Annotated in this window: 18 protein-coding genes; 14 read left to right on the forward strand and 4 right to left on the reverse strand. The window is 37.3% G+C overall.

All coding sequences use genetic code 11. The features are described 5' to 3' along the window. Positions 1–671: 671 nt before the first annotated feature. Entirely contained in the window at positions 672–1,442 is a 771-nt protein-coding gene (locus ACFIJ8_RS00525; protein ID WP_273788429.1) for a TonB family protein, read from the reverse strand. Positions 1,443–1,686: 244 nt separating this feature from the next. On the opposite strand from ACFIJ8_RS00525, the gene ACFIJ8_RS00530 reads away from it, so the two are divergent. The 5 genes from ACFIJ8_RS00530 (at position 1,687) to ACFIJ8_RS00550 (ending at position 8,036) form a co-directional block, all read left to right on the forward strand. Then, positions 1,687–3,867, forward strand: coding sequence for a TonB-dependent hemoglobin/transferrin/lactoferrin family receptor (locus ACFIJ8_RS00530; RefSeq protein WP_375638603.1), 2,181 nt, complete (start codon positions 1,687–1,689; stop codon positions 3,865–3,867). 271 nt (positions 3,868–4,138) lie between these two features. Beyond that, positions 4,139–5,182, forward strand: coding sequence for a hemin-degrading factor (locus ACFIJ8_RS00535; RefSeq protein WP_273788427.1), 1,044 nt, complete (start codon positions 4,139–4,141; stop codon positions 5,180–5,182). Positions 5,183–5,200: 18 nt separating this feature from the next. After that, a complete protein-coding gene (locus ACFIJ8_RS00540) occupies positions 5,201–6,103 on the forward strand; it encodes a hemin ABC transporter substrate-binding protein (RefSeq protein ID WP_273788426.1) in 903 nt (300 codons plus the stop codon). 5 nt (positions 6,104–6,108) lie between these two features. Further along, positions 6,109–7,206: an iron ABC transporter permease gene (locus ACFIJ8_RS00545; protein ID WP_273788425.1), complete on the forward strand. Its 1,098-nt coding sequence runs from the start codon at positions 6,109–6,111 to the stop codon at positions 7,204–7,206. Further along, the gene (locus ACFIJ8_RS00550) at positions 7,203–8,036 is read left to right on the forward strand and encodes a heme ABC transporter ATP-binding protein (RefSeq protein ID WP_273788424.1); all 834 of its coding nucleotides are present in this window, start codon (positions 7,203–7,205) and stop codon (positions 8,034–8,036) included. Before ACFIJ8_RS00545 ends, ACFIJ8_RS00550 begins: the two co-directional genes overlap by 4 nt. Before the next feature lie 217 nt (positions 8,037–8,253). On the opposite strand, the gene ACFIJ8_RS00555 is transcribed toward ACFIJ8_RS00550, so the two are convergent. Together ACFIJ8_RS00555 and ACFIJ8_RS00560 are read right to left on the reverse strand one after the other, a co-directional pair. Then, positions 8,254–9,228, reverse strand: coding sequence for a tail fiber protein (locus ACFIJ8_RS00555; protein ID WP_273788423.1), 975 nt, complete (start codon positions 9,226–9,228; stop codon positions 8,254–8,256). Positions 9,229–10,009: 781 nt separating this feature from the next. Beyond that, positions 10,010–10,180, reverse strand: a complete 171-nt coding sequence (locus ACFIJ8_RS00560; RefSeq protein WP_273788422.1) for a hypothetical protein — start codon at positions 10,178–10,180, stop codon at positions 10,010–10,012. Between the two features lie 1,727 nt (positions 10,181–11,907). Between ACFIJ8_RS00560 and thiC the strand changes: the two genes are divergently transcribed. From thiC to ACFIJ8_RS00605, 9 genes are all read left to right on the forward strand, one after another. Next, positions 11,908–13,743: a phosphomethylpyrimidine synthase ThiC gene (gene thiC, locus ACFIJ8_RS00565; RefSeq protein ID WP_375638606.1), complete on the forward strand. Its 1,836-nt coding sequence runs from the start codon at positions 11,908–11,910 to the stop codon at positions 13,741–13,743. Beyond that, entirely contained in the window at positions 13,740–14,690 is a 951-nt protein-coding gene (thiO, locus tag ACFIJ8_RS00570; protein ID WP_375638608.1) for a glycine oxidase ThiO, read from the forward strand. Before thiC ends, thiO begins: the two co-directional genes overlap by 4 nt. A 3-nt stretch (positions 14,691–14,693) precedes the next feature. Beyond that, positions 14,694–14,891, forward strand: a complete 198-nt coding sequence (gene thiS, locus ACFIJ8_RS00575; protein ID WP_375638610.1) for a sulfur carrier protein ThiS — start codon at positions 14,694–14,696, stop codon at positions 14,889–14,891. 4 nt (positions 14,892–14,895) lie between these two features. Continuing rightward, entirely contained in the window at positions 14,896–15,669 is a 774-nt protein-coding gene (locus ACFIJ8_RS00580; RefSeq protein ID WP_375638612.1) for a thiazole synthase, read from the forward strand. Then, entirely contained in the window at positions 15,666–16,271 is a 606-nt protein-coding gene (locus ACFIJ8_RS00585; RefSeq protein ID WP_273788418.1) for a thiamine phosphate synthase, read from the forward strand. Before ACFIJ8_RS00580 ends, ACFIJ8_RS00585 begins: the two co-directional genes overlap by 4 nt. Next, entirely contained in the window at positions 16,262–17,020 is a 759-nt protein-coding gene (locus ACFIJ8_RS00590; protein WP_375638778.1) for a hydroxymethylpyrimidine/phosphomethylpyrimidine kinase, read from the forward strand. Before ACFIJ8_RS00585 ends, ACFIJ8_RS00590 begins: the two co-directional genes overlap by 10 nt. 473 nt (positions 17,021–17,493) lie before the next feature. After that, positions 17,494–18,336, forward strand: coding sequence for a uracil-DNA glycosylase family protein (locus tag ACFIJ8_RS00595; RefSeq protein WP_375638614.1), 843 nt, complete (start codon positions 17,494–17,496; stop codon positions 18,334–18,336). Between the two features lie 69 nt (positions 18,337–18,405). Next, on the forward strand, positions 18,406–21,033 hold the full coding sequence (gene pepN / locus ACFIJ8_RS00600; RefSeq protein WP_375638616.1) for an aminopeptidase N: 2,628 nt from the start codon (positions 18,406–18,408) through the stop codon (positions 21,031–21,033). Between the two features lie 285 nt (positions 21,034–21,318). Further along, positions 21,319–23,640: an ATP-binding protein gene (locus ACFIJ8_RS00605; protein WP_375628737.1), complete on the forward strand. Its 2,322-nt coding sequence runs from the start codon at positions 21,319–21,321 to the stop codon at positions 23,638–23,640. Here ACFIJ8_RS00605 and ACFIJ8_RS00610 read toward each other — a convergent pair. Continuing rightward, positions 23,637–24,161: a methylated-DNA--[protein]-cysteine S-methyltransferase gene (locus ACFIJ8_RS00610; RefSeq protein ID WP_375638618.1), complete on the reverse strand. Its 525-nt coding sequence runs from the start codon at positions 24,159–24,161 to the stop codon at positions 23,637–23,639. The two genes, ACFIJ8_RS00605 and ACFIJ8_RS00610, sit on opposite strands and share 4 nt — an antisense overlap. Positions 24,162–24,432 lie beyond the last annotated feature (271 nt).

Genomic DNA, 24,432 nt, shown 5'->3' on the forward strand with positions numbered 1-24,432 from the left:
ACTATTTTGTTCTGCTTATAACATTTCTATACCAAATAAGAGTACGTTATTATGTATATCGTTTGGATTATCTCTGATAACAGAAAGACAGACTCATTGAGTTAGAAAGCCTTAAAGACAAACAATTCCCTTCTACCCCTTCCCTTTTCATTCGGGTTTACGACTTTTAAATATGTCAATATCTTTTAATGATGAAGATAAAGCTTTGCTTTTTTTTCCCATTTTTACATATAAGCTCACATCCTTCACACAAAACAGAGCATCTCAAAATAGTATGTTTTTCTTATTTATATTCTTGTTTTATTTTAATGTTTCTAAGTCCATTTCACAACGGTGTATCTGAAAAGTATTTACGAAAATCCTCTCACGAATGGTATAAAAATCGATGAGACACGATTAACCTTTACTGAATAAAAGCTATAGCTCTATCATCCCTTAACTCCCAATGTTGCAACAGCCCTTTCATTTAGAACATTCATAAGAAGTATATTCACTGCTTTTTAGAAGTTTTTTACCCATACTCCCCCTTCAACTTGTGTCATAAGTAAGCGGATGGTTTTGATTGACACAACGTCAAAAAAATCGAACGAACTATATTTTAACTTTTATTCAAACTGTAAATAATTATTATAAATCAATATATTATAAGAATAAACGCCCTATATAAAAAATCAGCTAAATATCAGGGATACTCTGATTATTTTATTCACTTTTGATGGTGGTGGTGGTGGAAAAGAACCAACGCGTTGAAGTGCCGCCATCGCTAATCGATCAAGTTCCGGATTACCAGCAGAGACTGCTACACGACTAGAAAAAATACTCCCCTGCTTATGCACCATAAATTCTAACTTCACCGTTCCTTTTGCACGACTGGTACGCTGTCCCACAATATAATTTTTTTGCCTTTCTAATTGTGACTGTACCTTTGCTAACCACTCCATTAACAACATATCTTCAAGCCCTGCTGTACTGACGCCCTTGTTGGTGGAAGAAGAACGTACCGCCTTTGCATTGGAGCGCTTTACTACAGCCTTTGGCATCGGTATTGTTTTTTTGATAAACGCTTTATGCTCCACTTTTTGAGGAAGGGGTTCTTCCAAAGACTTTAAGTCATCTTGTTCTACCATATGCTGAGGCTCTTCCGATTGAACTTCATCCACGGATTCCAATTCCTCTGACTCCTTCTCTAAAAGATCAGACTGTAATACTTTTGGCTCTGTATTAATATCCGACTCTGCATGAATATCTGATAAGTCTGTATCAACATCCGGATAGATAGTTTCTTGCACAAAAGTCAGCATAATCTCCGACGAGAGCAAGCCATTACTTACACCCGTACTTTGAAAATAAAACTGCGCTCCCAATAATACATGCAAAAATAAAGCTCCAACAAATGCACCAATCCAAAGAGTTAATAATTGCGTCGTATTTTCAAAATTCATCGTTTCTTCTGCCGCTATTTTAAGCTTAATATTGGTGTGAATCTCATTAAAACAGGCTATTTTGAAATTGCAACTTTTTTCTTGACTGATTTTGTCATGTTTAATATGGTTTTCTAGTGATTTTGTCTTGTTGGCAAAATCATTTCTGCTTGGCTGGCAAGTTTTAATCAGCGGGTCCAGCCTTTTTGTATGTAAATAAAATTTCAAAACAGAGAGGGGATGTTTAAAAAGGTTGTGATGTGTTATGCAAATAAGACGAAAAAATATCTATAAAAGCTGTGTGATTTTAAGTGCATTATCGGTCTGTATACCTTCATTTGTTTTTGCACGAAATAAAGATGGAGGTGCTGTCACTGAACTCAAACCAATTGTTATTGAAGAGAAAAAAATAGGGACGGCCTTGGATTCGGTCACTATTCTGACAGATCGGAAAACCGCGAAGGATATTCGTGAGAAACAAATAACTGATGCCTATGATATTAGTCGTCTTTATCCAACCGTGGGGTATAGCCCAAGCAATAACAGTTTTGTCATTCGTGGTTTAGAAGCAAACCGTGTTCTCACAACAGTGGATGGTATTGTTCTTCCATGGTTCAATGATATATTGCGTAATAACAGTGGTAACACAATGTTTGACTTTAGTGCGCTTTCCACACTTGATGTGATTCAGGGACCGGATTCTAGTCTTTATGGATCTGGTGCACTGGGAGGAGTTGTTGCGTTGCGTACCCTTGATCCTGAAGATCTTATCACAGAAGGAAAAAATTGGGGTGGTCTTATAAGAAGTGGTTATCATTCTGTTGATAATAGTTGGCACGTAGATCAAGCTGTTGCAATGCGTGCTCAACAAACGTTTTTGCTTTTCCAAGGTTCTTATGCGGAAGGTCATGAGCGCAAAAATATGGGAACCCTAGAAGGCTATGAAGAGCGCACACGTAAAAACCCTGCTCATTTTGACCAAAACAATTTGCTCTTTAAAATTCACCAATACCTTGATGACAATCACCGACTTGGTTTTACAGCAGAGCGTTTTGGTCACAATATTGATACACATTCATTGAATGCTTCTGAAAGATATTATGCCCGTGGTTCCGTTTATGACAAGGACGACAAACTCCGTGAACGCCTTTCTCTTTCTTATGACTATAACGGCAATGAAGATGCTATTTTTGATGCGTTTCGTGGACAGATTTATTGGCAAAGACAGTCAAGTCATGATATTAGGACTTCATTTCGTGTTCGGGCACCCAAAGGGGATTTTTTGAGAGATAATTTTTTGCGTAATACCAATTATGGTTTCAATGCTGATGCTCTCAAGAAAGTTCATATTGGCACTGTAGATCATACGTTAAAGCTTGCCGCTAATGTCTTGTCATCTAAGTTTCATCATTATTTGTTCGGGAAAGATAATTGTCACTTGCCGGAAAATGCACGGGGGTGCCTCTTTGTGCCCGCTAATCGGTCAGATTCACCAGATACAAATGGCTATAATTTGGGTTTTGTTTTCGAAGATGAAATTGGCTTTGCTGATAACCATTTCCGTATCACACCTGGAATTCGTTATGATTGGTATAAGTATGTCCCTCAGAAAACGTCTTCTTATGAGAAAACTCTGCTTTCTGACAAATTTCCTCCAGAAAGAAATGGTTCACGTTTTTCTCCCAAATTACGTGTGGAGTGGGATGTTCGTGATCAAGTAACACTTTATGCTCAATGGGCACAGGCTTTTCGCGCACCACGTATTGCAGAACTTTACGTCTCTTATATGAAACCTCCTGCTTATTACTCGAAGGGCAACCCTGATCTAAAAGCAGAAACGAGCAATGGGTATGATGTTGGCATAAGGTATGGAAATGGAAATTTTGGTGGTTCACTCAGTGCCTTTTTTAATCAATACAAGGACTTCATAGATACTGTGGATATAGGGCCATCAGAGGAATACAAATTGAAACGTCGCCATTATAGAAATCTTGCAAATGTGCGTATTTATGGTGCTGAAGCAAAAATACATTTGGCTCTTAATGATGGATTCCATAGCAATTTTTCTCTTACCTATTCGCAAGGAAAGGATCTTGATAAAGATGAATATCTTAACTCAATTCCAGCTTTAAAAGTGATTGCTGGGATCGGATATGCAAAAGAAATTTGGGGAGCAGACGTCGTGCTTACCTCATCTGCCAAACGTGATAAAGTTGCTAAGGAATCGGACTATCAAAAAATTCCAGGTTATAATATTATTGATGTGTCAGGTTGGTTGAAGCCATTTGGTGAAAAGGGTCCTGTTATAAGGGCTGGTGTTTATAATCTGTTCAATCAAAAATATTGGAATGTATCAGATCTTCCTTCCGATGACGGCTCAACACCGAAGGATTATTATAGTCAGCCTGGTCGCAACTTTAAAGTTTCGTTCGTGCAAAAATTTTAGTCACTTTTGTTAATCATTAGATCAATTAAAAAGGTTATATCGATAAAAAATAAATTATTGCGTTTCTGTTCTCATTGTTCTTTAAACAACAAATTTTGAAGTTTGCGCTTTAACTCTTTGTAATTTATCGATTTTTATTGTTCTATTGTTGATAAAATAAGGGCTTTTTTGGTGGTGAGTTGAACCATTAGTTGATAGTGGTTCAACTCACTGTTTTTGAGTTTTAAAATTAAACAATTAACCTTTAAACAGGTAACATAAGGATAAGCCCATGTCATACACAGCCGAAATGATTATTCGCTTGCGTGAAGAAAAAAAAGAAATGCGTAACCGCGATTTCGCGGACTCTATTGGTATATCCGAAGCAGAACTCATTGCGGCTTATTGTACGATTGGAAAAGCAAAAAAACTACGCGCTGATGTCGCTACTCTCTTGGAAAGTGCTCCTAAACTTGGAATAGTCATGGCATTAACACGGAATGAAAATGCTGTCCATGAAATAACAGGATGTTTTGAGAAGATTGTTCAAAGTCAGCATATTCCGATAACACTCGGTGAAATTGACTTGCGTATTTTTTCAAAACAGTGGAAGTTTGGTTTCGAGCATGACGTGACTATTCTCGGAACACCTATGAAAAGTCTGCAATTTTTTGATCAGTATGGCATTGCTATTTTCAAACTCTATTCTCAAGACGCAACAAATATGGAAGAATGGGCTGCACTTGTTGAAAAGTTGCTTCATGACGATCAATCACCCACACTTGATATTTCTCCCGCTCCTACTCCAGTACAATGTGATACGGCAAAACTAGATGTTGAAAAGTTCCGAGATCGTTGGCGACAGATGACTGATGTGCATCAACTTCATGGAATTATTTCTGAACTGAAAATTAATCGACATAATGCTGTAAAACATGCCGGAGATGAATTTGCCGATGAGTTAAAAATAGAAGCTGTTGAGATGATGCTCAAACAAGTTGCACAAGAAGAGTTACCAATTATGTGTTTTGTTGGAAATAAAGGATGTATCCAAATTTTCACTGGGCAAGTAAAGAATATTAAGCAAATGGGACCTTGGCTTAATGTTCTCGATCAGAAATTTCACCTCCATTTACTCGTTTCTGGAATCAAGAAGGTATGGCGTGTTCGCAAACCTACAATTGATGGGTATGTCAACTCACTTGAAGTTTTCGATAAAGATGATGAGATGATTATTCAATTCTTTGGCGTACGCAAGGAGGGCCAAAAAGAACGTGAAGATTGGCGCTCTTTATTGAATGGTTTACCATCGTGCCAAGAAAACAGCAGTAACTAAGATAAGGTAAGGTCAGACATGTTCATATCTCTTTTGCATAGGTTATCAAACCTTTTTCTTATATGTTTACTGCTCTCTCTTACCTGTTTTTCTAAACAAGTGATTGCTGAACCCACAACCCGTTTTCCTGAAAATGCTCGTATTGTTTCTATCGGCGGAGCACTTACAGAAATTGTCTATGCATTGGGAGCCCAAGATCAACTTGTCGCCCGTGATAGTACAAGCGTCTACCCACAAGAAGCGCTCAAGCTTCCTGTGCTTGGATATATGCGTGCTCTTTCACCTGAGGGTGTTTTATCACTTGCCCCAGAGGGCATATTGCTTGTTGAAGGAAGCGGTCCCGCTTCAACAATTGATATTCTCAAAAAAACATCAATACCTCTGGTGATCATACCAGAAGACTACTCCCGTGAAAATGTGATAGAAAAGATTCGCCTCGTTGGCCAAGCTATTCATCGAGAAGTGCAAGCGGCTGCGTTAATTGAAAAATTGAAGCGTAATTTTTTAGAAAACGATGCGCTTTTGGCGAAAGTAACAACACCAAAGCGTGTTCTTTTTGTTTTCTCTGTGCAAAATGGACGCGTCATGGCATCTGGAACAGGTACTGCAGCTGATAGTATGATAAAACTTTCAGGTGCTATCAATGCTATCACCGATTATAAAGGATATAAACTTCTCAACGGCGAAGCGTTATTGAAATCAGATCCTGATGTTATCTTACTTGTAAAACATGGTGCAAGATCAACCAGCATTGATAAGATTTTAGCCATACCGGCAGTTCAAGCAACAACAGCAGCAAAAAATCATGCCATAAAACAGATGGATGCTATGTATTTTTTAGGATTTGGTCCACGCACTGCAGACGCATCAAGAGAGCTTATTGAGATACTTTATGGTGCAAATCAAAACGGTAAGAGCTGATAAAAATGGTAGACGGTACATCCATGATGCATTTGCCTGAAGCAAAAGAAGGTAAAAAAATAAACCGTTCAAAGCAGGGAAAGATTTTATTATTAAGCTTAATAATATTCCTTATCTTTAGTATTTTTGGTGGGCTCTTGAATGGTGCCGCAAAGGTTTCTTTCGTTGATCTCCTCCATGTAATGCTTACACAAGATTTTTCAGTAAGTAGTAAAACGCGTGATTACCTCGTGCTTATCGACATAAGGCTTCCCCGTGTTATCTTTGGATTGTTGATTGGAGCAGCTTTAGCTGTCTCCGGTGTTCTTATGCAAGGGCTTTTCCGTAATCCTCTTGCAGATCCTGGAATTATAGGTGTATCAGCAGGTGCTGGACTTGGAGCAGTCTTAGCAATTGTTGTCGGTATTGCTTTTCCTATTTCATTTGCACCTTTTCTAGAGCCTTACAAAGTTATCATAGGTGCTTTTTTTGGTGGACTTTTATCAACGATTATTCTCTACATAATAGCAACGCATAATAGCTTTACCTCTATTGCAACCATGCTGCTTGCTGGTATTGCTCTTGGTGCATTAAGCAGTGCAGTTGTTGGAACATTGATTTTTATCGCAAATGACCAACAACTCCGTGATATCACTTTTTGGAGTCTTGGCTCTCTTGCGGGCGCTACGTGGTTGAAAGTATGGCTCGTTCTCCCTTTCATCGTTATTGGTCTTCTTTTCTCTCCCTTTTTATCACGAGCACTTAATGCCCTTGCTCTTGGAGAAGCTGTTGCTGGCCATATTGGTTTCCATATTCAACGCGTTAAAAATATTGCTATTCCCCTTGTTGCTCTTATGTGTGGTAGTGCTGTTGCTGTCAGTGGTGGTATTGGTTTTATTGGTATTATTGTTCCTCATATTTTACGTCAACTCATTGGTCCTGATCATCGCTATCTCATTCCTTGCTCTGCTCTCTTGGGAGCAGCATTACTTATTTTTGCTGATACGTTTGCACGCTTAATTGTTGCCCCCGCAGAATTGCCAATTGGAATTGTAACAGCACTTTTTGGTGCACCTTTCTTTCTATGGATCCTTATATGCAAACGAGGAACAGACTTTTCATGATTGAAGCGACAAATATTTGTGTTCAGCGCGGAAAGAAGCAAATTCTTAAACACATTAATCTTCAAGCTAAAAGTGGTGCTTTTACCATTATTATTGGTCCTAATGGATCAGGAAAAAGTACTTTTATCAAAGCTCTGAGTGGTGAAATTCCTTACAGTGGAAAAATAACCTTAAATGGTTATAATGTATGCCAAACAAAAACTCATGAAATGGCCAAAATGCGCGCTGTACTACCACAATCAACAACGCTCGTATTTCCATTCTTAGTCCATGAAGTTGTAGGGCTTGGCCTTTCTGTAAACCAATTTACCATTGCCAAAGCCGAAGTGCAAAATCTTATCCAAAAAGCTTTAGAGTGCGTTGACCTTGCTGATTATGGCAACCTATATTATCACCAATTATCAGGCGGAGAACAAGCTAGAGTACAACTTGCCCGTGTACTTTGCCAAATCTGGAAACCTGTTCATAATGGAATTCCTCGCTGGATGATATTAGATGAACCTATTGCTAGCCTCGATATTCAACATCAAATCATCGTTATGGATATTGCCAAAAATTTTGCCCATTCTGGTGGCGGCGTTCTTGCTGTTCTTCATGACCTCAATCTCGCAGCACATTATGCAGATAACATGATTTTGCTCAAGGAAGGAGAGATTTATTGCGAAGGAAATGCAACTAACGTTTTGACAACACAAAATCTCCGCGATGTTTATCATTGTTCTTTAAACGTTTCTGAATTACCTAAAGAAGATATCCCATTTATACTCCCTCAAACGGCATCCTCCTATGAAATTAGATCTCTAAGCTATCGGTTTCAATCTAAAAACTAAAGTCCATAGAAAAATAAAACATGCAAATATTCAAGAATTTTTTTATTTTTATATGAGCTTTTTTTGTCATCTGCCATTTTAAAAAATTGTTTTTTTGACTCTCTCAAGTATCATATTAACAGTATAGATTTCCTCTTCATATGCTAGAAAATAACGCGGAATTGCTCCGCGTTAACAAAATTATCAGGGTGGATGGATTATTATTACTCAAACATACTCATGATTTTATAGCATAGACAACGGTTGCATTAACAGGGCGCGTTTCTGCCTCACCCGTATGGGAAAGAGTTACCTTGTGTGTATGTGCACCAGCAGAACCTGTTCTCCCTTTCAGGGTCGCATTATAGGTATAATGATTTGGTAGTCTCCCAATATCACCAACTGGCCATCCTACCCCTTGATACTCAAAATTATGCGTATGCTCGCCTGCATTTTCAATACTCCCAATATGCGTATGCGATTTTATGCTATCTTGTTGTTTATCTGCAAATTTTCTACCACTATCTAAACCCCGACCATTATCAAAGCCGCGTAAAAACATGCCTCTAAAATCAGGAACTTTAAAAGTTTTATTGCTGTCTTTTCCCCATTTATCACCTATTGCGTTGAATAACTGCGGATAATCTTCACGCTTATAGGCCTTACCATCACACAAAAGCCAACCATTTGGCACATTTTGCATAGCAAATGTTGCAATAAATCCAGAGGGAAAACTTTCTATCTTTGGTGGTGTAGGATTTAATAAGTACCACCCCTCATGCTCTTTTATTAAAACACCATTATTGTATACCATTTCATAAATGCCATCTGTTTGAAATTCTCCACCTTCTAATGGTATAACTCCCGCATCAGTTGCTTTATAGATAAGCTTTTCTCCTATATTATTAACAGTTATTTTTGTCGAGCCAATATTTACACCACAAGCTTTAAAACGTATGACGATATCATTGTTGTATTTCTTTATAGGCGAAACTGTCTTTAAGGTAATTAATGTTGTTTTATCTTCCACATTTACTATAAAGCTTGAATTAATAGATCCACCATTATCTGCAAGATATTCACGCACGCGCTGCATCATCGCCCGTGCACTATCATTAACAGAACTAGGCGGCTGACCTTCTGCCCAATTAATGATACTATCTGAATAAGCATTTTCATCAGCCTTTAGAGACCAATCGTAAATATTAGACATTATAAATCCCCCATTGTTTTCATAGTTTTTTTAACAAATTCTCGTTCTGTGCACTAAAATGTGCTGCCGCTGTTGATTGGTACATCATAATTACTGCACCATCCGTATTTACGCATTTTACCTCTCTTCACTCCTTACAATTTAATAACCTAAATTCACCAGATGCTTTTCATAACATTAGTATTAATGTTTTCTCTTCTAATGTGTAATGTAACTACCTCATCTGATGTTACTTAATATCTTGTTTTGTTGCTTTGCTGTTGTTATATAATTATTTTTTAAATCTTGCATCTTGTTGCAAAATTTATAAATACTGTTCAAAATTTTCCTTATTATGGATTTCATACAACCATTATCGAATGTAATAACTTATCATCCACATAGAAAGTTTCTGATTTAAACATTATCTTTTTTTATTTTTTTCAATAGTTTAAATCTATCGCGTCGATATTTTAAAACAAAGAAACTCTATCTTTTAGCTATCACTTATATTAAAATTTTAAAAGTTAGCTTCAACTTCGTTGCATGCTTCATTATGTTTTTATTCACATGCAGATGCTTTGTTCTATTTTATTCAATTTATTCCTGAAATTGTGTTACAAGGTCAGCACCAATGTTTTTTTGAACAAGCTTTTGTCTAATCTAAATGCACCATAGAAAATATATTCAATATGGACACTTCTTCACGCTTTCATTGAACTGGAAATGAAATACTTTGAAATACTAAAGAAACACCACACACCCTCACCAAATCTGAAGGTTGTATCCAATCCGGAAAATATTAAAAAACATAACCTAGCACCCTCCCCCAATTTTTATGAACAATACGCTTGTTTTTTAAACGCCCTGTAATCAAATTCTCCCCTCCCGCACTTAGCATATCTCTATATATATTATTATATGTATATTTTTTTTGCAAGAATAATAAATCATTCTCAACAACATCTTGCAATTATTGGTGCTCTTCTCTATTCTTTCCGGCGTTTACCTCATTATTTAGTATAAGTGCACTACTTAAAAATGATTTTTTTAACAAGATCTAAAAGATAAACTGTTTTTTATATCTTTCATAATGTTCATAACCAGTTTTATGGTATTAGTGGGACAATGCAAAGCGATTATAGAATGCTATAATAGTGTAGATAAAGAATTCACTAACGAATTTACCTATGAGTCTCTTGTTAACACATTTGTCTATCTCTGGAGTATACCAATCATCTTTTCCTGTATAGCTGCAGCTTTTATATGGCTACCAATTGTAACATTGCTAATAATAGCAATATTAGTGGGAATTTGGTTACTCCTCCTCATAATTCCCTACTTATTCCAAAATTAGTTTTTGGCTTTGTTAATCATTATCATAATAATTCTTTGTTTGCGTTTGTTTTATTTATTACCTATTTTAGTGTTTAAAAAAATTTTGACGCAAATTTACTCAATTTTTCTCTTGTTGTCTTATAATAATAAGAACACTTCATTATAATTAGAAAGCTTTTTGTATATAATTAGTGATTTCTTATCTGTAATATTGTTGCACGATATCACATGACTCTTGAATAACTTTACCTTGAAAACAAAGAGTTTTATGTCTCAGAAAATGAATTTTTGCCTCGTCTTAAGCTAAAACACAGCGCTTTGTGCGCATTTCTATTGCAAACTAATTAATGAATTTACGTAGTACTTTATGCTGAGATACATCCTTTTGCTTTCCTCTCTCTTCCAACTCTTTAAAAGTGTTGATGAAATTTCAAGATGAAAAGCCTTTGTTCATTTTCATCATCATTTTTTAATTCCGCTTGACGATTTTTAAAACATTCAAGGCAATTTATTTTTAATAATGAAGATTAGGTATTGTTTCACGCTTTTGTTTATTGCATTCTTAATGGGAACACCCCCTCATGAAAAATAGAATGCCCCACACAAAATATAATGGTATTGCATATCACGCACTTTTTAAAGAAATATTGCTTAAAATATACTCCGTTCATTTTACGACAGCGCACGTCAATGATACAATGGTAAGCCATTACAGATCATCATCTTTAAGCTTTTGAAGATACAAGCTGGAACCCATTATACATTTTGTAGGTCCCCACATTGCGATAGTCCTCGCATCTGAGAATCTTCATGAATGACTTTTGGCTTCCTTTCTTCAAATGTTTTGTCCCATATGCTCCCACGGATGACGTGCAAGAAGTAATTTTATATGAAAAGATGTATGATGAAAGAATCTTATGGTATTCTGAGTTATTATTTTAATATGAAAAAAATCTCGATCAGAGCTATAAACTATCTAATTTTTCCTTGATAATCCGTTTTTAACTTTATTCTTGTTTATAAAAGCTTCAGTATCATAGTTTATCACTTCATAATATCTATTTTCATTCTTAAAAAACACACCAAAATCGTTTAAATATATTTTTATGATTGACAATATAGATATTTAAGCCAACCATATTCGTATTAACAAAAATACTTTAAGTGGGAGGAGGCATGCAAATATTAGAATAGATATTGTATCAATTTTTTTAAATAAATTTTCTTAAGCTTTATTGGGTTTGCTTTGCTATAAAGCAATACTATTTCTATTCATCCGAATGCTCGTGATTGATAATTTGAATACATCCCCATTAACATAGCAACCTGTTTTTGAACTCTGTGTCTATAAGGAAAAAGTTTGTGCAGAAAAATACTCCATCAATCAGTTGTAATCCCTTTCCCGCTTCACGCAAAATTTATCAACAAAGTCCTATCTTTTCTGATGTGCGCGTACCATTGCGTGAAATTTCACTGACTGATGGCAGTGGTGAGAAACCTTTAAACGTTTACGATACTTCTGGCCCCTACACAGATAAAGATATGATCATTGATATTACAAAAGGCTTGCCAGCGATTAGCTTGCCTTGGCTCTCTAAGCGGGATGATACTGAAACTTATCCTGCACGATTAGTGAAACCTGAAGATAATGGATTGGCTTCTGATAAAAACCTTACACCAACCTTTAAACAAAAACGTCCCATTTTACGAGCAAAAAATGGCAAAGCAATTACACAAATGGCTTACGCGCGCGCAGGCATTATTACCGAAGAAATGGAATATGTGGCTATACGAGAAAATGAAGGATTAGCAGTAAAAGAACGGCAAAATGTACCATCAAATGAAACATTTGCTGGATCAATACCAGAAGTTTATACTGCCGAATTTGTTCGCAATGAAATTGCTTGTGGACGCGCCATTATTCCACAAAACATTAATCATCCAGAGTGCGAACCCATGATTATTGGGCGTAATTTTCGTGTTAAAATTAATGCCAATATTGGCAATTCAGCAGTGACTTCATCTATGGAAGAAGAAGTTGATAAAATGGTTTGGGCCATTCGCTGGGGAGCAGATACAGTTATGGATCTCTCAACAGGTCGAAATATTCATAATATTCGTGAGTGGATTATTCGAAATGCCCCTGTTCCCATCGGGACTGTTCCACTTTATCAAGCACTTGAAAAAGTACAGGGTATTGCTGAAAACTTAACATGGGATATTTTCCGTGATACCCTTATTGAGCAAGCAGAGCAAGGTGTTGATTATTTTACCATTCATGCGGGATTAAGACTACCTTTTATCCCTTTAACCGTTGATCGGGTAACAGGTATTGTTTCACGAGGTGGTTCTATTATGGCAAAATGGTGCTTGCATCATCACAAAGAAAGTTTTCTTTATGAACATTTTGATGAAATTTGTGATATTGCACGCACGTATGACATCTCTCTTTCCTTGGGGGATGGATTGCGCCCTGGCTCTATTGCCGATGCCAATGATGAAGCCCAATTTGCAGAGCTTAAAACTTTGGGAGAATTGACAAAAATTGCTTGGGAAAAAGATGTACAGGTTATGATTGAAGGTCCTGGGCATGTCCCAATGCACAAAATTAAAGAAAATATGGAGCAACAATTAGATCTCTGTCATGAGGCGCCTTTTTATACTTTGGGACCTCTTACAACCGACATTGCTCCTGGTTATGATCATATTACATCAGCAATTGGTGCCGCTATGATTGGATGGTTTGGAACAGCTATGTTGTGTTATGTAACACCTAAAGAACACCTAGGACTCCCCGATAGGAATGACGTAAAAACTGGTGTGATCACTTATAAAATTGCTGCTCATGCCGCTGACCTTGCCAAAGGTTTGCCTAGAGCACAATTGCGCGATAATGCTCTTTCGCGTGCACGATTTGATTTTAGATGGCATGATCAATTCAACCTTTCTCTTGATCCGGAAACAGCTTGTGCCTTTCATGATGAGACAATGCCTAAAGAAGCCCATAAATTGGTACATTTTTGTTCCATGTGTGGACCAAAATTCTGTTCTATGCGTATTTCTCATGATATTCGTGAGGCAGCAGCAATAAGAAAAACAAAAGGGGAAGGTATGATCGCCATGGCCGAGAAATATCAAAAAAATGGTGATCTTTATATGGAAATCGTTTCTCCTCAAAAAGAGAAAGTAAACAGTTGAAGAACATTCTTATCAAAGGTGCGGGTGTAGGCGGCTTAACGGTTGCCTTTATGTTACAGCAAAAAGGTGTTTCTGTTACTATATCGGCTCCCCCTCATTCTCCTATAGGAAGTGCTAGTTGGTATGCAGGAGGAATGCTCGCACCTTACTGTGAGAGAGAAAATGCGGAACAGATTGTTGAAGATCTTGGTATACGAGCTATACAGTGGTGGCGTAAAACACTCCCCAACCTTGTCATACAAAAAGGCACTTTAGTGGTTGCACCTACACGAGATAGAGGAGAGCTTGAACGATTTTCTGGGCGCACGCATAATCACAAAACCATAGATAATATAGAAATAGCTCATCTTGAACCAGATCTTGCGGAACGTTTTAACTGTGCGCTCTTTTATGAAAATGAGGCCCATATTGATCCTCGCAAAGCACTTATGGCTTTAAAAGAAAAACTTCTCAACAATGGAGCGTGTTTTGTTGATGTAGAGACAGCTGAAACAAATTTTGATATTGTTATTGATGCGACAGGAATAGCACGTTTAGGAAAAGATAAAAATATACGGGGCGTACGCGGCGAAATGCTTCTCGTGCGCTGCACCGATGTTAAAATTTCGCGTCCAATTCGTCTTCTTCATCCACGGTTTCCTCTCTACATTGTACCTCGACAAGATAATATTTTTATGATTGGCGCAACAATGATTGAAAGTGACTTTGATGGTGCAATCTCAGTGAGATCAATGATGGAACTGCTCAACGCGGCTTATACTTTACATCCTGCTTTTGCTGAAGCAGAAATTATTGAATCTGGCGTTGGTGTTCGTCCATGTTATCCTGATAACTTCCCTTCTGTGCATAAAGATGGTAATTGTATTTCTATTAATGGATTTTATAGACATGGTTTTCTTTTATCTCCAGAAATGGCGAAACGAGCAATGAAATTGGCATTGGAATAAAGCATGCAAATATTTGTTAATGGTGAAACAGTCCAAACAGAAGTTATGACTCTCGGTCTCTTACTTGAAGAATTGGGGTATGAAGGAAATTGGCTTGCAACCGCTGTTAACGCTGAAGTTGTTTCCATAGGTGCACGAAGCCAATTTGTCTTGCATGAAGGAGATAAAATTGAAATTTTAAGCCCAATGCAAGGAGGCTAAAATTATGCTGAATCTTTATGGACGACAATTCTCTTCCCGTCTTCTATTAGGTACAGCGCAATATCCTTCACCAGCAATCCTTCGTGATGCTATTTATAAATCGAATACGGAAATTGTGACTGTTTCCTTACGCCGTGAAACGGCAGGTGGAAAACAAGGTGGACAATTTTGGCAATTTCTTCAAGAACTTGGGGTAACAGTGCTTCCTAATACTGCTGGTTGTTATACTGTTAAAGAGGCCGTAACCACAGCGCAATTAGCAAGAGATCTCTTTAAAACAGCTTGGATTAAACTCGAAGTGATAGGAAACCCAGACACCTTACAGCCAAATATTTTTTCCTTAATCGAAGCAGCGCAAATTTTAAACAATGAAGGTTTCAAAATTTTTGCTTACACAACGGATGATCTCATTGTTGCTGAAAAACTTTTCGACATTGGTTGCCGTGTTATTATGCCTTGGTGTGCTCCTATTGGTTCTGCCAAAGGACCTCATAATACTGATGGACTGCGTTCTATCCGTGCTTACCTTCCTGACGCTACTCTTGTTATTGATGCCGGCATTGGACGCCCATCACATGCCGCCATTGCGATGGAACTCGGTTATGATGCAGTACTGCTTAATACCGCAGTTGCTAAAGCAGGTGATCCTGTCTTAATGGCTGAAGCATTTTCTAAAGCTGTTCAAGCAGGACGTATGGGATATAAAGCTGGCATGATCGAAGCACGCAATGTAGCAGTCCCTTCAACGCCAGTCATTGGAAAAGCAGTATTTTCATGAAACTGGATCCATTTTACCTCATCGTTGATAACGCTGATTGGATTGAACGTTTGCTCCCTCTTGGCATTAAGCTCGTACAATTGCGTATGAAACATGAAAATCAACAAATAATCCGTCAACATATCAAGCGCGCAAAAAACATATGCAATAAATTGGGAGCACAATTAATTATTAATGATCATTGGGAAATAGCAATTGATGAAAAGTGCAATTTTATTCATCTGGGACAAGAAGATCTAAGCAATGCTGATCTTCACGCAATTCGTAAAAGTGGTATAAAAGTTGGTCTTAGTACACATGATGAACATGAATTGGATATCGCACTCTCTGTTAATCCTGAGTATATTGCACTTGGTCCTATTTATCCGACAATCTTAAAAAAAATGAAATGGATGCCGCAAGGACTAGAAAAAATCAAACAATGGAGAAAGCGGATTGGTGCTTTACCTTTGGTGGGCATTGGTGGTTTAACACCAGAACGCGCAGTTGGTGTTTTAAAAGCGGGAGCAAATAGTGCTGCTGTTGTGACTGATATTATCCTCCATAAAAAACCTGAAGAGCGTGTCCAACAGTGGATAAAAGTGACACAAATATGGCGTTGATACCTTCCATTCTTATTGTTGCGGGCACGGATCCAACAGGAGGTGCCGGTATTGTTCGTGATATAGAAACCGCTGCATATTTTCAAATAAAAGCAAATTTAGCAATCACTTGTGTTAACGTACAAGATGATAATCGCGTTGCTGAAATCATTCCAATGCGTGAAGACCTCGTCGCTGCGCAAATGCGTGCTGCCCTAGAAGCAAATCCTATAAGCGCAATAAAAATCGGTATGACGGGGACAAAAGCAATTATAGAAGCAATCTGTAACGTACTCAAAGACTATCCCCATATCCCAGTTATTTTGGACCCCGTACTTGTCGCTTCATCAGGAGGAAAACTAACAACGGAAACAATCATCGACACCATGATCGATAAACTGCTTCCTCATGTTGATCTTTTAACACCAAATAGAGAAGAACTTGCTCTTCTTAGCCAAAGTCCATTGGCATCTCATGATAAGCAAACGATACAACAAGCAAAAAAACTTTTGTCATTGGGAGCTCGATCTATTTTAATAAAAGGGGGACATGCAGAGGGTCCTCTTGCAATTGATAGCTTCATTGACAAAACTGAAGTCATAAATATTTCTACGCCACGTTTAAAAGGAACAATGCGAGGAACAGGTTGCATTCTCTCAAGCGCTATTGCTGCGCATTTAGCATTAAATGAACCTCTCATTTCAGCTGTAAAAAAAGCAAAAGCATATATCTACACATTGCTTTTAACCCATTGCAAAAACAGTTTGTAAAGTCTTAGTATTTTCTCATATATCTAATATTTTCTCATATAAAAGTAATATTTATATATCTCATTAATATATTTAATATTTTTAATAAAAATTATTAAAAAAAAGATAAAAATATAATAATAAAAAATTTATACTTAATTTTACAAATAAAATACTATAAAAATCACTTTCATTAATTATTAAATATAGAATATAATGATCAAAAATGTTATCATGCCACTTGCATTCAGTAGAGAATTCTTTTATTATAAAGAGCTTAGTCTGTTTAAAAATTTAAAATAGCGTAATTTAAACAAATTGTACATTTAAAGATGTATATAATCGCGAACACTCGCATTTTACGATTTGCCTTTTTTGTGAAAAGAGAGAATCCTATCAGCGTTCTTGTACATTAATGGCTAGCGAATACATTTATAAAACTTGAAGGATAATTTTGTTTGATCTATAGTTGCTAGATCATTAGAAAAAATAAAATGTTAAATCAAACGCCGTGCTCAATTTCCTATGAAGAACTCTTAAACTTTTATAAAGAAAGTGGTGCGGATGCTGTTCTGACAGATTTCCCTATTAATCGTTTTAAGCAGTCTGCTTGTTCAGAGAGCAAATTAATATCTGTCGTGAACATTTCTCATAATCAACAAACATCTCCCAAAACATCTCCCACCGTAAAATCAGATCATCGTCCGCTGCATAACTCTAGCGGGGCTATACAAAATGAACCCACAGCTATAGAGAGTGCAAACAATGCAAAAACACTTGATGAATTAAAATCTGCGCTCCTTGCATTTAATGGCTGTTCACTAAAATTGACAGCAAAAAATACCTGCTTTTCAGATGGAACAGCAGGAAGCCCCCTGATGCTTATAGGCGAAGCACCAGGACGAGAAGAGGATATACAAGGAATTCCTTTTGTGGGAAAAGCAGGGATGTTGCTTAATAAAATCCTCGCATCAATTGGCTTAACAAGAAATAATGTTTACATTGCCAACACTATTCCTTGGCGTCCACCAGGAAATCGTACACCAACACCAAGAGAAGTTGCCTTGTGCCGCCCTTTTATTGAACGGCACATTTATTTAGCGCGTCCTCGTGTGCTTATAGCACTGGGAGGCATTGCTGCACAGCTTCTTACGGGATCTCAAAATGGGATTATCCGAACACGAGGGAAATGGCATATTTATGAAAGTGAGGATAATATTAAAATACCTGTTATGCCAACTTTCCACCCTGCCTACCTTCTCCGAACCCCTAGTCAAAAAAAACTTACATGGATAGACTTCTTAGAAGTAAAAAATCGCCTCGATAGCCTTTTGTAATTCTGTAATCTTCTTTGACTCTAAAATTAAACACCTTCTTTAACTCTTAAAATACGAATGGGAAAAACTATGGAACAGCCAACAACATCTATTTATCGTTTGGAAGACTATCAGCCAACCCCTTACGCTATCCCTAAAACACAACTTTCCTTCCAATTGGCACCAACAAAAACCTATGTTACAGCCATATTGTCTATTGAATCCCGTCACAATACAAAAGAATTAACACCTCTTGTTCTTTCTGGTGATGATCTTACTTTAATTTCCGTTTCTATCAATGATGAGATGTTAGCCCCAAACACTTATAAAGTGACGCCTTCACGTTTAGAAATTACAAACCCACCAGCGGCTCCTTTTACATTGAAATTGGTTACGGAACTAAATCCTGAAAGCAACCGCCAACTTATGGGACTTTATCTTTCAAATGGTGTTTATTGTACACAATGCGAATCGGAAGGTTTTCGTCGTATTACTTATTTTTACGACCGCCCAGATGTTCTTTCTACCTATAGAGTGAAAATTGAAGCAGATTCCCAAACAATCCCAATCTTGCTTTCAAATGGTAATCTGGTGGAAAGAGGAACTTTAGAGAATAATCGCCATTTTGCCATTTGGGAAGATCCTTATCCCAAACCATCTTATCTCTTTGCTTTAGTAGGTGGAGATCTTGATAAGTTAGAAGACCATTTTACAACTGTATCTGGACGACGTATCGAGCTTGGTATCTATGTGGAAAAAGGAAAAACCAAACGCGCAACCTATGCAATGGATGCTCTTAAACGTTCCATGCGTTGGGATGAACAATGTTTTGGGCGCGAATATGATCTTGATGTTTTTAATATTGTTGCTGTCTCCGATTTTAACATGGGAGCAATGGAAAACAAGGGACTTAACATTTTTAATGATAAATATGTTCTCGCAGATCCTGAAACAGCAACCGATCAGGATTATAGAAATGTTGAACGTGTCATTGCACATGAATATTTCCATAATTGGAGTGGTAATCGTATTACCTGTCGCGATTGGTTTCAACTCTGTTTAAAAGAAGGATTCACTGTTTATCGTGATCAGGAGTTTTCATCAGATCAAAATGTACGCAGCCTACAGCGAATTGAAAATATAAAAACATTAAAAGCTACTCAATTTGCCGAAGACGCTGGTCCCCTCGCTCATCCTGTACGTCCTCGTCAATATAGCCAAATTAACAATTTTTACACCACAACTGTTTATGAAAAAGGTGCTGAGGTTGTTCGCATGATACGGACTATTTTAGAACCCTCTCTATTTCGTAAAGGTACTGATCTTTATTTTCAACGTCATGATGGACAAGCTTGTACAATTGAAGATTTTATCGCCTGTTTTGCTGAAGTATCTGGTCAAGACTTTTCCCAATTCATGTTGTGGTATGAACAAGCTGGAACACCAAATGTAGAAATCGATAGTCATTATAACGATGGTGTTTTAACAATTCATGCAAAACAACATATTCCGGCAACCCCACAACAAAATACAAAAAAGCCCATGCTTATCCCTATATTATTTGGCTTGTTAGGACCTAATGGAGAAAACCTCACCTATGAAGCGGATACAGATATTCAATCAAACGTTATGCTTTTATCCAAGGAAAACCAAACGTTTACATTAAAGGGTCTGCGTGAAAAACCTGTTTTATCACTACTTAGAGACTTCTCTGCGCCAATCAATCTACAAACTCCATTCAATGAAAGCGAACTTATTTTTCTTGCACAACATGATGACAATCACATCAATCGCTGGCAATCTCTTAATCATTTAATGACGCAAGCTTTGATTCAAAGCATTCAAGATGAAACAAAAGTAAAAGAGGGTATGCCCTCTGCTTTGATAAAATTGATTGAAGCTATCATTACAGATGAAAGTCTTGAACCTGAGTTTCGTGCATTTTGTTTAAGTTTACCGAGCGAAGTTGAACTTGCCCATACACTTAGTAAAAATGTTGATCCAGAGCGTATTCATCATGTGCGCAATCAGTTTTTAGCTTCGCTCGCGCATACACATCAAGGGCTCTTCACAAAATTTTATGTGCAAATGCAAACCAAAGAGCCCTATTCATCAAACACTGTACAAGCTGGAAAGCGAGCATTAAAGAATATAATACTGGATTATCTTTCCATTACTGAGGCCAATCCAAATCGTGCTGCCACACAATATGCAACAGCTGATAATATGACTGACCGTATGGCTAGTATCGCTGTTCTCGTGAAGCGTTTTAATGAAAGTGAGCAGGCGCAAAATGCCTTAAATGATTTTGAAAACCGCTATCACCATGATCCTTTGGTCATGGATAAATGGTTCTCCATTCAAGCAATGGTTGCAGGGGCATCAACGCTCGAGAATGTTCAAAAGCTCATGCAACACCCGCTCTTTTCAAAAGATAATCCCAATCGTGTGCGTTCCCTAATCGGTGTCTTTGCCTCTAACAATCTCACGGGCTTTAACAGAATGGATGGAGCATCTTATCATTTTCTTTGCCAAATTATTTTGGAAATTGACAAAACAAATCCACAGCTCGCTTCATGGTTATTAACAACGATGCGCTCTTGGCGACAATTAGAACCCATTCGACAACAAAAACTTGAAACTGAATTAAAAATGATTGCTGCTGCGCCAAAGTTATCAAGCGATGTCGCTGATATCATCAACCGTCTGCTCACTTGAAACAAAAAATTATTTTAAATCAATATTCTATAATATTTTTTAAATAAATTCTACAGACTATTCGATCATCATTAAATCTATAAACAGGCAATCTAAGCCTGTTTATAGATCATGTTTAAAGTGCCTTTTCCTTTTCATATTCCACGTTCATAGAAGTAAAATTATTTTTTTTAAAAAAAAGACTGGACAGAAGACTCCTGTTTTGATTCATTGCACTCGATGGGGTTACTATGAATATCGAAGCAGTTTTTAAATCACATTATTCCATAATTAAAGGAACTGGAAATGGCTAAATTGGACGCATATCATGCGCCAACGGAGGTGTATGCTGATTCAAAATCGAGCGCTCCAAGTCATAAAGCGCAGAAAAAACGTATTCATCTGCTTTCTGGCTCCGCCTATCAAAAGCTTCTCTTTATTGAACCTTGGTTGCGTCGCTCACTTCCGTTTGTTATTTTAGCATTTCTTATTGTACTTGCATCAATTCGTTTTATATCACTCTATGATTGGCGTAACACGATTGATAAGAACACGCGTTCTACCATCACTCTCTTAGCTTCTCATATTACCAATACAATTAATCATGACTTACTGGCTGTTTCTCAGAAAGGAAAAGTCTCTGCCCTTTCTCATAGTCATTTGCAAAATATCCTCACCACTTTTCGTAATCAAGATCTTATTAATCCTAGCACTCTGATCGCCATTATTGATCAAAAAGGAAATGTCTTAGCTTCATCCAGTTCAGAGATTTCTTTAGGAAAACCTTTGCAAGATTTTATCTCTGACAGCATTGCTTTACAATCTCTTGGACAGCACGTTGGAATTATGAAAATCACAATAGGAAAAGATGCCCCTGCTCTTGCTTCATTTCAGCAAACAGAAAATGGGCAATATGGCGTATTCATTAGCGAAAAAATGCAAGATAGCGCCATGGAATGGCGGAAAATTCTCTCGTTAAATATAACCCTGTTCATTGGAACTAGTGGCGTTATCCTCGCTCTTCTTTATGCTTATTACAACCAAATTGTACGAGCACGCAAAACGGATCTTGTCTCAGAAAAAATTCAAAACCGTATTGATATGGCAATGATGCGTGGACGCTGTGGACTATGGGATTGGAATATGGCAAGTGGACGCGTCTACTGGTCACGAGCAATGTACGAAATGCTGGGCTATGTCCCTCAAGATGCATTGCTCTCAATTTCCCAAATTAGCGCCATTATCAATCCAAATGATGCGAATTTTTTTGATCTTGCTCAGGAATTAATGAGCGGTAAAAAAAAGCATATCGATATTAACGTTCCCATGCGCCATGCCGATGGCCATTATGTCTGGATGCGCATTCGTGCTGAAGTTACTGAAGAAGAAGAACCCCATTTGGTTGGTATTTCCTTCGATATTAGTGAACAGCAACAATTGGCTGAACAAACAGCGCAAGCCGACCTTCGTATCCGTGATGCAATTGAAAACATTTCAGAATCTTTCGTCTTGTGGGATTCAGAAGGACGTTTAGTCATGTCCAACAGCAAATTTTGCGAATATGCTGCTATTCCTAAACAAATTCTACAATCCGGTATCCAACGTGCAACCGTCGAAGCCATGGCACGCCCTGCTATCAGTGAATATCCCCTTAAAGATGATGGTACTGGTAACTTAACCAGTATTCGCCAAACGGCAGATGGTTGTTGGCTCAAAATTAACGAACGGCGAACCCAAGACGGAGGATTGGTTTGTATTGGTACTGACATTTCTGAGCTTAAACAACAACAGGAAAAATTTGAAGACAGTGAAAGGCGTCTTTTTTCTTTTATTCAAGAACTCAAACGTGCTCGAGGAAGTGCTCAACAACGTGCCTCAGAAGTTGAAAAACTTAATAAAAGTCTCAAGGCAGAAAAAGAGCGTGCTGAAAGTGCTAACAAAGCTAAATCAGAGTTTTTGGCTAATATGTCCCATGAATTGCGCACGCCTCTTAACGCTATTCTAGGCTTTTCAGATATCATGTTGCAATCGACTTTTGGACCTCTTGGCTCACAACGCTATAAGGAATATATGCATGATATTTACAATTCGGGAACCCATCTTCTAACCCTTATCAATGACATCCTTGATATGTCAAAAATTGAAGCTGGAAGATTTTCGCTTGATTGTAAAAATACCGATCTTGAGCCCATCATTAGTGAAGCTGTACGGACACTAACGCCTCAAGCTCAAGAAAAAAATATTGTTGTTACAACAAACATTACGCCAGAACTTCATGCTGAAGTTGATGGTCGTGCAATGAAACAGATTTTCCTTAATCTCATCTCTAATGCCGTTAAATTTACGCCTTCTGGCGGAAATATTGATGTCTGTGCTTTCAAGAAAAAAAACAACCTTATTTTTAAAATTACAGATACAGGTGTTGGTATTCCCCAATCAGCAATTAAAAAACTTGGGCAACCTTTTGAACAAGTTGAAAATCAGCTTACTAAATCTCACACGGGCTCAGGTCTTGGCTTAGCCATTTCACGCTCCTTGCTAGAACTCCACAAAGGAAAACTTGAAATTACCTCAAAAGAAATGAAAGGGACAACTGTAACGATTATAATGCCCATCACACAAAATTAAATTCCTCCATTTTGTTCTCGTTGTAGCAAAATCTGTTTCCGTTTGGATCCCCAACGATACCCTGAAATAAAACCATTTTTACGCACAACACGATGACAAGGAATGATAACAGCCAATTCGTTACGTGCACACGCATTAGCAACGGCACGAAAAGCGTTCGGTATACCAATACGGCATGCTAAGACTTCATATGAAATTGTTTCACCACATGGTATATCACATAATACTGCCCATACTTGTCGTTGAAAAACTGTACCATTTATATCTAAGGGAAAATTATATTTTTTGACCAACTTAGGTGTTTCTATCATGGCTATAATATGAGCAACTTCTCTCTTAAATGTATTGTCACCTACAACTTGTTGTGTATTGCCAAATCGTATCGTAAACTCCTGTAATAATTGCTCTATAGTATCTCCTAACGCTATATAACAAATCCCTTTTTGAGACCTAGCCACCAAAAGCTTTCCTATTGATACATCTTTCAGACAGAATATTCTCGTTTGGGAAATGTTCAGCATTTTAGCCTTCTTTATATTTTTAAATATTTTTGAACATCATCCATAAAGTAAAGAGAGAGTATTCACTATCTTTTAACAGCAAACAAAATCATTCTGAAATTATCTCCTTAGCCATTGTATTAAAATACACTGTCACCCTTTTATGAAATGGAAACATACATCTATTGACTTTCTTCCTACCCTAAAACGGAAAGTTCGACCAGAACCGATCTATCAACAATCTTGCTTTTTATCTAACAGATTCCAACTAAGACCATTTCATATGGTTTAT

It is taken from the genome of Bartonella sp. MF74HXZ (genome assembly GCF_042194445.1).
Lineage (GTDB): Bacteria > Pseudomonadota > Alphaproteobacteria > Rhizobiales > Rhizobiaceae > Bartonella > Bartonella grahamii.

Bases quoted from the DNA above. Each gene is read 5' to 3' on its own strand.
- ACFIJ8_RS00525 (WP_273788429.1), bottom strand. From the start codon at position 1,442: ATGAATTTTGAAAATACGACGCAATTATTAACTCTTTGGATTGGTGCA.
- ACFIJ8_RS00530 (WP_375638603.1), top strand. From the start codon at position 1,687: ATGCAAATAAGACGAAAAAATATCTATAAAAGCTGTGTGATTTTAAGT.
- ACFIJ8_RS00535 (WP_273788427.1), top strand. From the start codon at position 4,139: ATGTCATACACAGCCGAAATGATTATTCGCTTGCGTGAAGAAAAAAAA.
- ACFIJ8_RS00540 (WP_273788426.1), top strand. From the start codon at position 5,201: ATGTTCATATCTCTTTTGCATAGGTTATCAAACCTTTTTCTTATATGT.
- ACFIJ8_RS00545 (WP_273788425.1), top strand. From the start codon at position 6,109: ATGGTAGACGGTACATCCATGATGCATTTGCCTGAAGCAAAAGAAGGT.
- ACFIJ8_RS00550 (WP_273788424.1), top strand. From the start codon at position 7,203: ATGATTGAAGCGACAAATATTTGTGTTCAGCGCGGAAAGAAGCAAATT.
- ACFIJ8_RS00555 (WP_273788423.1), bottom strand. From the start codon at position 9,228: ATGTCTAATATTTACGATTGGTCTCTAAAGGCTGATGAAAATGCTTAT.
- thiS (WP_375638610.1), top strand. From the start codon at position 14,694: ATGCAAATATTTGTTAATGGTGAAACAGTCCAAACAGAAGTTATGACT.
- ACFIJ8_RS00580 (WP_375638612.1), top strand. From the start codon at position 14,896: ATGCTGAATCTTTATGGACGACAATTCTCTTCCCGTCTTCTATTAGGT.
- ACFIJ8_RS00585 (WP_273788418.1), top strand. From the start codon at position 15,666: ATGAAACTGGATCCATTTTACCTCATCGTTGATAACGCTGATTGGATT.
- ACFIJ8_RS00590 (WP_375638778.1), top strand. From the start codon at position 16,262: ATGGCGTTGATACCTTCCATTCTTATTGTTGCGGGCACGGATCCAACA.
- ACFIJ8_RS00595 (WP_375638614.1), top strand. From the start codon at position 17,494: ATGTTAAATCAAACGCCGTGCTCAATTTCCTATGAAGAACTCTTAAAC.
- pepN (WP_375638616.1), top strand. From the start codon at position 18,406: ATGGAACAGCCAACAACATCTATTTATCGTTTGGAAGACTATCAGCCA.
- ACFIJ8_RS00605 (WP_375628737.1), top strand. From the start codon at position 21,319: ATGGCTAAATTGGACGCATATCATGCGCCAACGGAGGTGTATGCTGAT.
- ACFIJ8_RS00610 (WP_375638618.1), bottom strand. From the start codon at position 24,161: ATGCTGAACATTTCCCAAACGAGAATATTCTGTCTGAAAGATGTATCA.